Here is a 14453-nt window from a genome sequence, read left to right on the forward strand (position 1 = left end):
ATAATGATTATCACTGTCATTGCATTCCCTATTAAACCACATACATCATGAAAGTCAACACCTATTCTCAATTAAACGTTTCTAATGATTTAACGCTTAATAGTTGAACATCACGATGACCACTGGATTCATAAGGGTTGAAATTAAGTGATAAATCAATTAGAATTTATTGAGAATGATTATCAATTTTTGAGCGAGGTGAGTTTCTTATGACTCATGATCTATATGATGTGACGATTATCGGTGGTGGCCCAGCTGGATTGTATTCGGCTTTTTATAGTGGATTACGTGGCATGAAAACAAAAATTATCGAATACCAGAATGTTTTAGGCGGGAAAGTAAACGTTTATCCTGAAAAAATGATTTGGGATGTGGGCGGACAACCCCCTGTAACAGGCGAGAGATTTATGAACCAGTTGATTGAACAGGGCTTAACATTTGATCCCACCGTTGTTTACGGGGAAAAAGTCGTTAGCATGCAACAAGATGAGGATGAGCTCTTTTACTTAACGGACGATTCTGGCAACAAGCATTGGACGAAGACCGTGATTGTGGCAGTAGGAAGTGGCATTTTGAAGCCTCAAAAATTAAAAATAGATAATGCTGATCGATTTGAAGTATCGAATTTAAATTATACAGTTAAATCCTTAAAACGTTTCCAAGATAAAACCGTGATTATTTCAGGCGGCGGTAATTCAGCCATCGACTGGGCGAATGAACTCGAGCCAATCGCCAAAAAAGTCTTCGTCACCTGTCGAAAAGATCATTTATCAGGTCATGAAGCTCAAGTCGACCAACTGATGAATAGTAATGCGACATGTTTATTTAACTCTTGTATCGCAAACCTCGTCCCTTGCCCTGACCGAGAAATGATTGAGTATGTCGAAGTGTTGAATCAAGAAACCAACGAAGTCGAACAAGTGGCCGTCGATGAGGTAATCGTCAATCATGGCTATGAAATGGATGCTGAACTCCTACAAAAAAGCGAATTAAATTTAAATATGGTGGATGATTATTTCATTGAAGGAAACGCAACTAGCGAGACCTCCGTCCCAGGCGTATTCGCAGCGGGTGACATATTAAAACACGACGGGAAATTAAACTTAATCGCAGGAACTTTCCAAGATGCAGCCAATGCAGTCAATCAAGCGAAACAATTTATTTCACCCGATTCGAGCGGACAAGCTCTGGTTTCATCTCATAATGACGTATTCAAAGAGCGTAACGAACAACTTAAACAACAAATGCTAGACACTTAAAAATAGCGAAATCCCTACCTCAATAGGGATTTCGCTGTATTAAGAGCAGTTTTCGCTGTAAGGAAGCTTAATTTCGCTGTATCGCAGCAATTTTTCGCCGTATCAGAACGCTTTATCGCTGTATGAGCACTCTTTTTCGCTGTATCACAGCCCAATTTCGCTGATAAAATATCTCTGTTCCCAGTTAAATCACCTATTTTAACGGCTAACCGCACAATTATAGATAGTAAACCTTCCTCACAACGCAGTCCGCACATTCCATAATTCTGGGAAGAAGTAATGGTCAAGCACTTGTTTTAAATAACCGACACCAGAAGAACCGCCAGTGCCTGTTTTATGGCCGATAATTCGTTCAACTGTCTTCATATGTCGGAAACGCCATTGTTGCATCCAGTCTTCGAGATCGACTAGTTTCTCAGCTAGTTGATACAAATTCCAGTAGCGATCTGGATCTTGATAAACTTCGATCCAAGCTTGTTCCACACTAGCATTCGCTTGATAGGTTTCTGTTAAATCTCGTTCCAACACAGACTGATCAATTGCGAATCCTGCTTTAGCCAACGCCTCAATAGCTACATCATACAAGCCTGGTGCCTCATAGGCTGCTTTTAAGCGATCATAAATTTCTGGTTCATTCTTATAAATTGCAAGCGCATGGGAAGTTTTATAGCCCAGAGCAAATTCGACCAAACGATACTGATAAGACTGAAAACCTGACGCGTTCCCTAATTGATCGCGGAAGCCTAAATACTCACTCGGCGTCATGGTTGATAATACGTCCCACGCTTTAATAATCTGTGTTTGAATACTCGAAACACGGGCAAGCATTTTAAAGGCTGGCTGATACTCCTCATTTTGTATCGCTTTCACCGCCGCTTCTAACTCGTGCAACGTTAATTTAATCCATAATTCGCTGACTTGATGAATAACAATAAATAACATTTCATCATGATGATCTGACAAGCGATTCTGGCTATTTAAAATCGAATCCAAATCTAAATAATCGCTATACGTCATCCGATCTTTAAAATCAGTATGAATATCCTCTTCATGTTTATTCGTCATGATTCTAACCCCTTTTTCAATCAACTTAAAACAAACATTCCATCCCGTTCTTCTGTTTCTTTAATCTTAACATAAACACCCTTAAACAGATGAATTTATGATAAAATAGAGTAAGAGAATTATTGGGGGAATCATGTGTGAGTGAACATTTCGCAAAATGGAACCAAGAGCTACAATCGCCAAAAATTATTTATTCAGACATCAACCAAGAGATCGAGCGCTTGCGTTCAATCCATCAACTTAATATCGAATTCGGTCAGCAAGAAGGGTCATTTGACAATATTACGGAACTTGCGAAAAGTATCTTCAATGTCGAAATGGCTCTAATTACTATTGTTGATTCAAACTGGCAATGGTTTAAATCATGTATTGGGTTGCCTGAACAACTAGAGCAAGACGGCGGAACACCACGTGACCAGTCCTTTTGCCAGTATTTATTTGTCGAAAACCAACCCTTTCAAGTAGAGGATGCAACCCTAGATGACCGCTTCAAGAATAATCCACTTGTAACAAATGGACTTATTCAGTTCTATGCAGGTGTACCATTAAGGTTAAGTGACGGCCACATCATCGGGTCATTATGCGTCCTGGACTCCAAGCCAAATAAGTTAACTGAAGCAGAGTTCGATCAGCTTGAGAAACTGGCAAATTGGGCCATTACTGAAATTGAAATAAAACAAAAGGTTCAAGACCTTTCGGAACAACAACAAGCCATCAATGAACTGGTTGAACGAAATGCCTATCTAACAGCTGGCGTTGAACACTCTTCTTCTTCCATTGTGATTACAGATGCCAAACAACCTAATAATCCAATCATTTATGTCAACCAAGCTTTCACTGAATTAACAGGGTATGAATCAGATGAAGTCATGGACCATAATTGCAACATCCTTCAAGGCCCAGACACGGATCAAGATACGATTCATTACATAAAAGCCTGTATTAAAAACCGCCAACCAGCTCAAACTGAAATTCTAAACTACCATAAAGATGGTTCTACCTTTTGGAATGAATTGATGATCAACCCCATCACAGATGACCAAGGTGATGTGCCGTACTTCATTGGTATTCAACAAGACATTACCCGGCGTAAAGAAATCGAACAAGGGCTAGTGAAGAATTTATTTGAAAAAGATCGCTTATTTAATGCACTACCAGAATTAATCATTATGCTTGATCAAAACGGTCTTGTACATAATGCAAATAGTCGTTTATTACCTTTTACAGGTTATTCGATTACAGAATTGATGAATCAGCCGATTACAAATTTAATTCAAACTAATGATTTGAACACAATCATTAATGACACCTTTCAAAAAGGGACTTCATCCTTCGAAAGCGCACTCGTGACCAAAGAATTAGAATACTTACCATTTCAATGGAACTTCTTAGCGCTTCGAGGTGCTGATGGCACTCAATCAAGTATTGTCGCAATTGGTGAAGATATTCGTGACCGTCTCCAATTACAGAAAGACGTGGAATATGCAAGGCATTTACAGAAGGAATTACTTCAACCTAATATCGAGGATGAAAAGATTACACTCAAGTTCTTACATGAAGCTAGCAACTATGTAAGCGGTGATAGTTACGGATATGATTATAATGAGAAAGAAAACCGCTTATTCATTTACCTGCTCGATGTTATGGGGCACGGCGTTGCGACAGCTTTACAGACTAGCACAATTAATCTTTTATTTAACCAAATTGCCAGAGAAAATATGAGTGTTAAAGACAAGGTCTCGTGGGTGAATCGCACGTGTACCCGTATCTTTCCTGATGCTTATTTTGCCACCGCCTTTTGTGCTGATATCGATTTAAACACTGGGCATGTTACTTATGTGGCTGCAGGTATTAATTTCTTTGCTTATGAAAAAGACGGTGAAACTCATGGAAGGGCTGTTCCTGGCGCACTAATTGGAATCGAAGAAGACATGGAATTCACTGAACATACGTTAACACTGAGTCAAGGCGATGCCCTCTATTTCATGACAGACGGTATTTACGAACGAATTAACAAAGATGAACTTCCGAATGACTTTAATCAGTTCTATACCTATCTGTACAATATAACCGCTCAGCAAAATGTGCCTGACGATACAACAGCTGTTTGTTTAAAGTTACATTAAGCAATCAAAAAACTTGAATGGCTGTAATCCCTATTGCTAAACTAGGTATTGGACGAAAGACGAATAAAGGATGTGACGAACCATGCGTGTTGTAAATAATATAACGGATTTAATTGGGGATACCCCACTCGTTAAGTTAAATAAATTAAGTCCCGAAGACGGTGCTGATATCTATTTAAAACTAGAATTCTTCAACCCGAGCGGCAGTGTTAAAGACCGTGCTGCTTATAATATGATGATTGAAGCCGAAAACGCTGGTGAACTTAAAGCAGGTTCAACAATTATTGAACCGACAAGCGGTAATACTGGTATTGGCCTGGCGATGACCGCTGCAGCGCGTGGTTATCAAGCCATTCTCGTGATGCCTGATACGATGACGAAAGAACGGATTAATTTACTCCAAGCTTACGGAGCACGTGTTGAATTAACACCTGGTGATGAAAAGATGCCTGGTGCAATCCGCCGTGCGAAAGAATTAATGGACGAAATCCCAAACAGCTTCATGCCGATGCAATTCGAAAATGAAGCAAACTCCGATGCCCACCGCCATACAACAGCAAAAGAAATTGTTGAAGCGATGGAACAAATCGGCAAGCCTCTTTCAGCCTTTGTAGCGACAGCTGGTACAGGCGGTACGATTACAGGAACAGGTGAGGAATTAAAGAAAGTATACGAGGACCTATCCGTTCATGTTGTTGAACCAGCAGGATCTCCTGTCTTATCAGGTGGAAAACCTGGTAAGCACAAGCTTGTCGGCACAAGCCCAGGCTTCGTACCAGACATTTTGAACCAAGACGTCTATGATGAAATCTTCAAAATTGAAGATGATCAAGCCTATAAAGTTGCGCGAGGCCTTGCACGTGAAGAAGGTATTTTAGTCGGCACATCAGCCGGAGCGTCAACCTACGCTGCCATTGAAGTCGCTAAACGCAAGCAACCAGGCGAAGTCGTTGTGGCAATCATCCCTGATTCAGGCGAACGTTATTTATCAGGTGATTTATTCGATTATGATAAAGAGGTTTAAATTCCAATTTCCGGCCTATTCTATAAAAAAAAGAATAGGTCTTTTTTTATGGAATCAATTTCACGACAAAAATCTTAAATAATAATTTTTTTATTAATACTTATTGACTTGAGAATGATTTTCAGTAAAATAGAGTTTGCGGAAATGATAATCATTTTCAATTAAAAGAAGGAAGGGTGTTTACAACATGTTCAACAAAAAAGTTGGATTTATTGCTTTATTATTCGCTTTAGTAACATTATTAGTTGCTTGTGGCGGCGGAGATAATGATGAGAGTCAAAACGACGATTCATCAGGAGAAACGTCAAATGAGGAGTCCTCTAACGGAGAATCTAACAACGAAGAAACAAGTGAATCAAAAGATGCAGGTGTAGTTAATATTTATACAAGTCGTCATTACGATGTTGACGATGAGATTTACAGTGCCTTCACGGAAGACACAGGCATTGAAGTCAACGTGATTAACGGCAGTGCTGACGAATTAATTGAGCGTATGAACCGTGAAGGTGAAGCGTCAGAAGCTGACATCTTCTTCACAGCAGACGCAGGTCGCCTCCACCGTGCTAAAGATCAAGGGTTACTTCAACCAATTGAAAGCAACACAATCAATGAGAACGTGCCAGAAAATTTACGTGACCGCGACAATGAATGGGTTGGACTTACCCAACGTGCAAGAATTATCGCTTATCACAAAGAACGCGTCGATGAGAGTGACTTATCCACATACCAGGCTTTAGCCGAGCCAGAATGGGAAGATCGTGTATTGATCCGTTCTTCTGAAAATATTTACAACCAATCTCTATTAGCGTCATTTATCGAATTAAATGGTCGTGAAGATGCGAAAGCTTGGGCCGAAGGAATCGTTAATAATCTAGCTCGTTCACCACAAGGCGGTGACCGTGACCAAGCTCGTGCCGTTGTCGCTGGTGAAGGTGACGTTGCGATTATGAATACATACTATCTTGGTGGTATGTTAAATTCAGATGACGAAGAAGAAGTCGAAGTTGCTGAACAATTAGGCGTTTTCTTCCCTAACCAAGATTCAACTGGCGCACATGTTAACGTTAGTGGTGCAGGTTTAGCTGCCAATGCACCTAACGAAGAAAACGCGATTGCTCTAATTGAGCATTTATCAAGTGAAGATGTTCAAGGACAATTTGCGAGCGCAAACTATGAATACCCGGTTAACCCAAACGTCGAACCGGCTGAAACATTACAGCAATGGGGAGACTTTGAAACGCAGGATATTAACCTATCTACTTTAGGTGAAAACAATGCCGAAGCCGTACGCATTTTTAACGAAGTAGGCTGGAAGTAAATTGTGACAACTTAACAAACGTTTGAACCGTCTCATCATTTGAGGCGGTTTTCTCGCTTTTGTTTTATAACCATGATCATGTACGATAGAATTTGGTAGTTAGATTATAAAAGGACGTGTCTTTTTGAAATGGCTTCGCACCCTTAAAACTTCAACCAATATATGGACTATTTTAAGCATCGTCTTTGCTTTATTTGTCATTTTGCCTAATATATCTATTATCGTACAATTGTTTAGCGAGCCTAACGATAACTGGGAACATATTCAAGAGTATATGTTGCAAAGTTATATCCAAAATACCTTATTATTAGTTGTATTTGTCGGCGGCTTCACCTTGATAATCGGTACTAGTTTAGCGTGGTTAATTTCAGCCTATGACTTTCCGATGCGCCGGTTTTTCCAATGGGGAATGATTCTTCCACTAGCTATACCTCCTTATATTGGTGCATATACGTATCATGGCATTTTAAACTACACAGGGGTCATTCAAACGACTCTACGTGATCAATTAGACGTAACGGTGAACCAAGATTACTTTAATATTATGAATATGCCTGGCGCGATTTTCATTTTAACGATCTTCTTGTTCCCATACGTTTACACCATTACAAAAGCGTTTTTAGCAAGGCAATCAACGGCTCTTGTTGAAAATGCGAGACTTCTTGGTAGCAATGCATGGCGAACGTTTTTCCGCGTCGTCCTCCCTATCTCACGCACCGCCATGGTTGCAGGTGTGAGTTTAGTGATTTTAGAGGTGTTAAACGATTACGGGGTTGTAAAATATTACGGGATTCAAACGTTTACAACGGCGATCTTTCAAACGTGGTTTGGTATGGGCGATTTAAATTCGGCGATCAAATTAGCTGGTACGTTAATGTTAATCGTCTTAGCGATTTTAGTCATCGAACGGATCATGCGCGGACGTCGTCGTTACAGTTTCACGACAACGAAAGTCAAATTGTTACAACCCATCCGCTTAGAAGGTAAAACAAAATGGCTTGCCTTCTTCTATTGTATGACGATCTTCGCACTCGGTTTTATTATCCCAATCATTCAGCTTATTTACTGGGCGACCATGGCGTACGAGCAATTTTTTGAACAAAACTTTTGGTCTTTAATCGGAAATTCTGTTTTCGTTGCGTTTGTTGCATCGATTTTAATTGTTGTCATGGCAGTTGTGATTAGTAACTTCTCGCGACTTAATCGCGGCTTACTTGCAAAAATCTTTCCTAAAGTAACGATTTTAGGTTATTCTATACCTGGAGCTGTTATTGCTGTTGGTGTCGTCACACTCTTTACAGCCATTGACCGACAGTTGTTCGGATTTTACGAATGGCTCGGGTTTGAACCAACACTTGTTTTAAGTACGAGCTTACTGATGCTTATTTTTGCCTATGTCATACGTTACTTAGCTGTCGGGTACAATTCAATTGACTCTGGCTTTGAACGAATAGGTACAAACTTTACAGAAGCATCACGTATGCTCGGAATGAACGTGACGAAATCCTTTTTTAAGGTAGATATGAAGTTAATTCGCGGGGCAATCTTCGGTGGCTTTATCCTCGCCTTCATCGATATCATGAAAGAATTACCGTTAACATTAATTTTACGGCCATTTAATTTTGATACATTAGCAACCAAAGCATTTCAGTACGCTACGGATGAAATGATTCAACGTGCTGCGATGCCGTCGTTACTCATCATTCTTGTTAGTGGTATTGCGATTTATGTGTTTCATCATGTTTTAGAAAAGGAGTCCTGAGCAATGTTTGTCCACATTCGGAATTTATCTTTTAAATATCGTCAAACTACTGAACAAACGATTAACGATTTTAACCTAACGATTGATCAAGGTGAAATCATTTCGATTTTAGGTGAATCAGGTAGTGGCAAAAGTACAATTTTACGCTTAATTGCCGGCTTAGAAATGCCAACGAACGGAAATATTATGGTGGGTGACCATTGCATGTGTAGCAATTCACAGTTCACCCAGCCAGAAAAACGTGGTATCGGCATGGTGTTTCAAGATTATGCCTTATTCCCGCATATGACTGTTCAAGATAATGTGAAGTTTGGCTTACAAAAATGGTCACGTAAGGATAAAAAACAGCGTGTCCATGAAGTATTAGAACTCGTTGGCTTAGAAGATTATCATAAACGTTATCCATTTGAATTAAGCGGAGGTCAACAACAGCGTGTTGCTCTAGCTCGTGCACTCGCACCAAAACCAAAACTGCTTTTATTCGATGAACCATTCAGTAACCTTGATGCTGATCTGCAAATTCGAATAAGGGAAGAATTGCGTCGCATCATAAAAGCAGCAGGAGTTACATCGATCTTTGTTACCCACGACCAAGATGACTCGCAAGCTTTAGCGGATCGGATCGTCGTATTACGTGAAGGTGAAATCGCAGAAACTGGAACGCCTGAGAATATATTCGGAACTGACTGTAACTTTTCAGATCGTATGCCTGTCAAGCCACGTGTTCTTTCACGTGTTTAACGCCAAGACCTTGTGTTTTGGCGTTTTATTTATGTAATAATAGGTTTGCAGGTTCAAGGACTTTTAATTGAGCGCGTATCTCGACAGAATACTTAAGGTTTGGTATATTTAGTGTATCGAAATAATCGGTCTGCGAAAGAATTAGAAAGAAGGGGTACCTTGACGTCAGATCAAGAGCAATTAGCGAGACGAAACTTGGCAATCATGTGGTTTGCCAACTTTTTTATTGCCGGAAGCATGACTATGGTGATGCCATTTTTATCGCTATATATAGATACATTCGGCAACTTTTCAGAAGAATACGTAACAAACTGGGCTGGGTGGACGTTTGCAGTAACGTTCATGACCGCGATTATCTTCTCACCTATTTGGGGACGTGTTGGCGATCGATTTGGTCGTAAACCAATCCTAGTCGTGATGGCATTTGGTTTGACCGCTTCAGTATTTACAATGGGCTTCGTCGATTCAGTTATCCAATTGTTTATGCTACGTCTTGTCATGGGTATCTTCGCTGGCTTTATCTCAACATCTCAAGCACTGATTTCTACCCAAACACCGAAGCATATTTCTGGTCGTGTGATGGGAACCCTTCAGACAGGTACGGTTACCGGAACTTTAACAGGACCTTTACTCGGTGGTGTTTTGGCTGACTGGATCGGTTTCGCCCAAGCTTTCCAAATTATTTCAGGCGCCTTATTAATCGCAGCTCTTCTCGTCTTCTTTGCCCTAAAAGAAGTACGACTAGAAGCATCACCAGAAGAAAAAGAAAGCTATTCGAAAAAAGAAGTGTTATTGCACATCGTGCGTCACCCAATGTTATTGGCAGTACTCATCATTTCGATGTTCATTCAAATCGCTCACTTCTCTATTCAACCGATTTTAGCGTTGTATGTAGAAGAATTGAATGGCCCTGCTAACTTAGCGTTTATCTCTGGGATCGCCTTTTCGATTACAGGGCTCGGTAACTTGCTAATGACACGTCGTTGGGGGATTATTGCCGATAAAGTCGGCTATGATAAAATCCTTATTTTACTTGTGTTTCTGGCAGGAATTGTTTACTTCCCAGGTGCTCTAGTTACAGAAGTCTGGCAACTCGTGATTGTTCGCTTCATGCTCGGCTTAACGCTTGGTGGGATTATCCCTATTCGTATGGCTTACATTCGCCAAGCAGCGCCGATCGCCATTCAAGGTGAAGTCCTTGGTTATAATACGAGCCTACGCTTTTTAGGAAATGTGATTGGTCCAGTCATGGGTGGTGTCATCGCTGGTTATTACGGCATTGCAAGCGTGTTTTATGTAACCAGTGCCTTACTGGTCGCCAGTGGTATCGCACTACTTCTAACGAAAACGAAACAAAGTGAGCTAGAAGAAAAGGATCCAATCAACGACCAAACGGTTAAGTCAACACAATAAATCAGTTGGCAAAGCCTACAAATAACGATAAAATATCAATGGAAAGAATATGAAAAACGGAGGTTCTCCAATGAAGAAAGTTTTTGTCTTAGCTGGCTCTGACACAAGCGGTGGCGCTGGGATTCAAGCCGATCTGAAAACGTATCAAGAAAATGGCGTTTATGGCATGACAGCGTTAACGACAATTGTCGCTCAAAACCCTCAAAACGAGTGGGCCCATGACGTCTATCCCATTGATTTAGAGACCGTTAAAGCTCAAACATCGACTATATTAGATGGGGTTGGTGTCGACATTATGAAAACAGGCATGCTCCCATCCACCGATATTATTCAGTTTGCTGCAGATACGATAGATCGATACAATCTTGATGCCGTGATTGATCCAGTCTTAGCATGTAAAGGACAAGATGAACCAGTTTATCCGGAAAATGCTAAAGCACTACGGGACATTTTAGTGCCAAAAGCGTTAATTACGACACCGAACTTGTTTGAAGCAGGTCAACTCGCAGATATGAACAATATTACAACGATTGATGAAATGAAAGAAGCTGCTGAACGCATTTATGAACTAGGGGCTAAACATGTTGTCGTGAAAGGCGGTTCCGAAGTCGAAGGAGATCGTGCGGTTGATGTTTATTATGCAGGTGACGAATTTACATTACTTGAACATGATGCCATCGACACACCTTATAATCACGGAGCTGGCTGCACATTTGCCTCAGCGATTACGTCTGCTGTTGTCAACGGACACACGCCAGAGCAGGCAGTTTATTTCGCTAAACAATTTATTACCAATGCGATCGAAGCTTCATGGAAATTAAACCAATACGTTGGTCCAGTTAATCAATACGCTAACCGCAATGCGCATATTGATCTTTAAGATTCATTGATGACGCCGTTCTAATTTAGAGCGGTGTTATTTTTTAAGCTCATAAAATGAAGACTTATTGAGTTTACGTGATCATAGAATAAATAGTGATGACTGAAAGGAGACTAAAACATGGCTGAACAAATGAACGTCGAAAGCTTTAACTTAGACCATACCAAAGTGAAAGCACCTTATGTCCGTCTTGTGAGTGTGACAGAAGGCGGAAACGGTGATACTATCCGCAAATACGATATTCGATTTAAACAACCTAACCAAGACCATATGGCAATGGACGCGCTGCATTCAATCGAACATCTCATGGCTGAAAACATTCGCAATCACCTCGACAATGTAATCGACATTGGGCCAATGGGCTGCCAAACAGGATTTTATTTATCTGTTTTAAATAATGAGGACGAAAAAGCGATCATGGCCGCTTTAGAGAAAACATTTGAAGATGTGCTTGAGGCTGATGAAGTCCCAGCGTGCAATGAAGTACAATGTGGTTGGGCAGCGAATCATAGCTTAGAAGGTGCTCAAGAACTTGCCCGTGAAATGCTGGGTCAAAAAGACGAATGGCATATCGTGTTTTAAATATGGTTGAAATATAACGACTTTTCATGAAAAATATAATCAATCATAATCCACGTACCAGTAAGACTTTCTTATTGGTACGTCTTCTTTCTAAGTAAACGTTAAGAGGTGATTTGATGCAAATTCGCGAAATTGAAGCAAGAGATAACCAAGCGATTGAAACCATTATAAAACGCTCATTGGAATCATTCGAACTTGATATTCCTGGTACGGCTTATGTTGATCCGCATTTACATAATTTAGCTGATTTTTATGCAAAAGAACCTTATGCCAAGTATTGGGTCGCTGAGAATGATGACAGTGAAATTGTTGGTGGCGTTGGCATTGGACCCTTTCATAAAGGGGAAAATATTTGTGAGTTACAAAAGCTTTACGTCGCTCCAAAAGCTCAAGGACGAGGTGTGGCTTATGACTTAATGAATGTTGCATTGACGTTTGCAAGTGAACATTATGACGCTTGCTACCTCGAAACCTCAACCAAACTCGATGTTGCTAATCGATTATATGAAAAACTTGGCTTTGACCGATTAGACAAGCCAATCGAAGGATCCGATCATAATGCTATGGATGCATGGTATTTAAAACGTTTTTCATCTTAAGTTCCTCAGGTAAAAACATGTATAATTCTTGCTATTTGGCTGACCCTAAAACTGTCAATCAGTTTATAAGGAGGATTTTACATGGATCAACAACAAAACCCGAACATGCAAATGAAAGAATCAGAAACATTACCGACTCACATGAGTCAAGGTGGGCACGCGATTTACGATGCTCATGAAGCGATCTCGACCGTCATTGGTGCGATGGAGCATTATAAAATGTATGAACCCAACATTCAATGCCAGCAATTACAAGGCATTTTATCGAATCAGTACGACTACTTAACGCAAACGTATAATACGATGGTTGATGCGTATTCATCTGGTCAGAAACCAGCTCAACCAACTGCTGTTTATAACATGGAAATTTCGAATGATGTCACATACGGCTTGCAACCGAGTCAGCCGAAACAGCCTGAACAAAACCCGCAACAATTGAATGATGAGTGTTATTCAGGATTTATGCTCGGCCAATTAAAAGCTTGCGCAACAGCAGCTAATAATGCAGCGCTAGAGGCGACGAACCCTGTTATGCGTCGTGTGTTACAAGATAGTGTACCGAATTTTTCCGAAATGGCTTACGAAATGTTCTTGTATCAGAATGACAAAGGCTATTATCAAGTTGCCCAATTCGACCAAGACACAACAAATCAGCTGTTGAACAGTTACGCGCCCATGACTAACACAGGGCAAACCCACTAATATTTAAAATGAAGCCGCCCTGGCACGTATGGCCAGAGCGGCTTTTATTATTTAACAAAGCCCCCTGATTGTTAAACATTGTCTAGACAATGTTTAACAATACAGTTCAATTATTAGACAAAGGGGTGAGATTGTTTAACAATCTCGCTTCATTATCAAACAATCTCAAAATTATTCGCGTTCATCGCGGATGATTTGCTTAAGTTCACGGATTTCTTGGCGCATTTGGGTGACTTCTTCCTTTAATTGCTCATCTTCAGGTGTCTCACCATTCTCGAGTTGCTCGACTTTCTCAAAGTTATTTACAATCACACCAACGAATAAGTTCAAGACAATAAATGTTCCCGACAGAATAAAGGCGACAAAGTATGTCCATGCCCACCACACTTCATCCATAATCGGGCGCATAATCGCACTAGCCCATGACTCGAGCGTAATAATCTGGAACAGGGTCAATAATGTGTCTTCAATCGTTCCGAAATATTCAGGCGCTACATCACGAAATAAGAACGTTCCCATGACACTAAAAACATAAAACATGATTCCTAGTAAAAGCATGATCGTTCCAAGCGATGGTAATGTCATAATTAAAGCATTTACAATTTTCCTTAGCGATGGTATAACAGAAATTGTCCGGAAAACACGTAACACACGCAAAATACGTAAGACGGTCACAAATGGTGATCCCATAAAAATAAAGCTTGATGACACAATCACAAAGTCAAACACATTCCATCCATCTTTGAAGAAATTCCCCGTTGGTTTGGCTGCGATCAATTTCAAGATGATTTCCACTGTAAAAATGATTAACACAAACGTATCGATTCGAACGAACCATTCACCGTATGATTCATATAATCCCCGATAACTTTCTAAACCAACAATCACGGCATTAATCAGAATCAGAGTGATGATTGTCGGTTGAAACGCCTTATGATTCACGATCTGTGCACTTTTTTGCTGCAACTGATTCATGTTCGCT

At 40.3% G+C, this 14453-nt stretch carries 13 protein-coding genes; 11 read left to right on the plus strand and 2 right to left on the minus strand.

Annotation, left to right across the window (positions count from 1 at the left end; translation table 11 throughout):
- Positions 1–209 precede the first annotated feature (209 nt).
- Positions 210–1259, plus strand: a complete 1050-nt coding sequence (locus ACKXGF_RS13210; protein WP_411954162.1) for an NAD(P)/FAD-dependent oxidoreductase — start codon at positions 210–212, stop codon at positions 1257–1259.
- Between the two features lie 237 nt (positions 1260–1496).
- On the opposite strand, the gene kynA is transcribed toward ACKXGF_RS13210, so the two are convergent.
- Positions 1497–2324: a tryptophan 2,3-dioxygenase gene (gene kynA, locus ACKXGF_RS13215; RefSeq protein ID WP_411954163.1), complete on the minus strand. Its 828-nt coding sequence runs from the start codon at positions 2322–2324 to the stop codon at positions 1497–1499.
- Positions 2325–2461: 137 nt separating this feature from the next.
- Between kynA and ACKXGF_RS13220 the strand changes: the two genes are divergently transcribed.
- The 10 genes from ACKXGF_RS13220 (at position 2462) to ACKXGF_RS13265 (ending at position 13471) form a co-directional block, all read left to right on the plus strand.
- Positions 2462–4450, plus strand: coding sequence for a PAS domain S-box protein (locus ACKXGF_RS13220; RefSeq protein ID WP_411954164.1), 1989 nt, complete (start codon positions 2462–2464; stop codon positions 4448–4450).
- Positions 4451–4532: 82 nt separating this feature from the next.
- On the plus strand, positions 4533–5474 hold the full coding sequence (gene cysK / locus ACKXGF_RS13225) for a cysteine synthase A (protein WP_411954165.1): 942 nt from the start codon (positions 4533–4535) through the stop codon (positions 5472–5474).
- 187 nt (positions 5475–5661) lie between these two features.
- Complete coding sequence (locus ACKXGF_RS13230) at positions 5662–6792, plus strand: Fe(3+) ABC transporter substrate-binding protein (protein ID WP_411954166.1); 1131 nt, start codon at positions 5662–5664, stop codon at positions 6790–6792.
- Positions 6793–6916: 124 nt separating this feature from the next.
- On the plus strand, positions 6917–8554 hold the full coding sequence (locus ACKXGF_RS13235; RefSeq protein WP_411954167.1) for an ABC transporter permease: 1638 nt from the start codon (positions 6917–6919) through the stop codon (positions 8552–8554).
- A gap of 3 nt (positions 8555–8557) precedes the next feature.
- Positions 8558–9295 (plus strand): ABC transporter ATP-binding protein, encoded by a 738-nt coding sequence (locus ACKXGF_RS13240; RefSeq protein WP_411954168.1) that lies wholly within the window; start codon positions 8558–8560, stop codon positions 9293–9295.
- A 204-nt stretch (positions 9296–9499) separates the two neighbouring features.
- On the plus strand, positions 9500–10708 hold the full coding sequence (locus ACKXGF_RS13245; protein WP_411955596.1) for an MFS transporter: 1209 nt from the start codon (positions 9500–9502) through the stop codon (positions 10706–10708).
- 70 nt (positions 10709–10778) lie between these two features.
- A complete protein-coding gene (gene thiD / locus ACKXGF_RS13250) occupies positions 10779–11588 on the plus strand; it encodes a bifunctional hydroxymethylpyrimidine kinase/phosphomethylpyrimidine kinase (RefSeq protein WP_411954169.1) in 810 nt (269 codons plus the stop codon).
- A 120-nt stretch (positions 11589–11708) separates the two neighbouring features.
- Complete coding sequence (locus tag ACKXGF_RS13255) at positions 11709–12170, plus strand: S-ribosylhomocysteine lyase (protein ID WP_411954170.1); 462 nt, start codon at positions 11709–11711, stop codon at positions 12168–12170.
- Between the two features lie 116 nt (positions 12171–12286).
- A complete protein-coding gene (locus ACKXGF_RS13260) occupies positions 12287–12769 on the plus strand; it encodes a GNAT family N-acetyltransferase (protein WP_411954171.1) in 483 nt (160 codons plus the stop codon).
- 81 nt (positions 12770–12850) lie between these two features.
- A complete protein-coding gene (locus tag ACKXGF_RS13265; RefSeq protein ID WP_411954172.1) occupies positions 12851–13471 on the plus strand; it encodes a spore coat protein in 621 nt (206 codons plus the stop codon).
- A gap of 171 nt (positions 13472–13642) precedes the next feature.
- Here ACKXGF_RS13265 and ACKXGF_RS13270 read toward each other — a convergent pair whose 3' ends face one another.
- On the minus strand, positions 13643–14446 hold the full coding sequence (locus tag ACKXGF_RS13270) for an ion transporter (RefSeq protein ID WP_411954173.1): 804 nt from the start codon (positions 14444–14446) through the stop codon (positions 13643–13645).
- Positions 14447–14453 lie beyond the last annotated feature (7 nt).

The organism is Alkalibacillus sp. S2W (assembly GCF_046764385.1).
Lineage (GTDB): Bacteria > Bacillota > Bacilli > Bacillales > Alkalibacillaceae > Alkalibacillus > Alkalibacillus almallahensis.

What these genes read in the sequence shown, in the direction of transcription:
- ACKXGF_RS13210 (WP_411954162.1), top strand. Translation starts at nt 210, where the DNA reads ATGACTCATGATCTATATGATGTGACGATTATCGGTGGTGGCCCAGCT.
- kynA (WP_411954163.1), bottom strand. Translation starts at nt 2,324, where the DNA reads ATGACGAATAAACATGAAGAGGATATTCATACTGATTTTAAAGATCGG.
- cysK (WP_411954165.1), top strand. Translation starts at nt 4,533, where the DNA reads ATGCGTGTTGTAAATAATATAACGGATTTAATTGGGGATACCCCACTC.
- ACKXGF_RS13230 (WP_411954166.1), top strand. Translation starts at nt 5,662, where the DNA reads ATGTTCAACAAAAAAGTTGGATTTATTGCTTTATTATTCGCTTTAGTA.
- ACKXGF_RS13240 (WP_411954168.1), top strand. Translation starts at nt 8,558, where the DNA reads ATGTTTGTCCACATTCGGAATTTATCTTTTAAATATCGTCAAACTACT.
- ACKXGF_RS13245 (WP_411955596.1), top strand. Translation starts at nt 9,500, where the DNA reads ATGTGGTTTGCCAACTTTTTTATTGCCGGAAGCATGACTATGGTGATG.
- thiD (WP_411954169.1), top strand. Translation starts at nt 10,779, where the DNA reads ATGAAGAAAGTTTTTGTCTTAGCTGGCTCTGACACAAGCGGTGGCGCT.
- ACKXGF_RS13255 (WP_411954170.1), top strand. Translation starts at nt 11,709, where the DNA reads ATGGCTGAACAAATGAACGTCGAAAGCTTTAACTTAGACCATACCAAA.
- ACKXGF_RS13260 (WP_411954171.1), top strand. Translation starts at nt 12,287, where the DNA reads ATGCAAATTCGCGAAATTGAAGCAAGAGATAACCAAGCGATTGAAACC.
- ACKXGF_RS13265 (WP_411954172.1), top strand. Translation starts at nt 12,851, where the DNA reads ATGGATCAACAACAAAACCCGAACATGCAAATGAAAGAATCAGAAACA.
- ACKXGF_RS13270 (WP_411954173.1), bottom strand. Translation starts at nt 14,446, where the DNA reads ATGAATCAGTTGCAGCAAAAAAGTGCACAGATCGTGAATCATAAGGCG.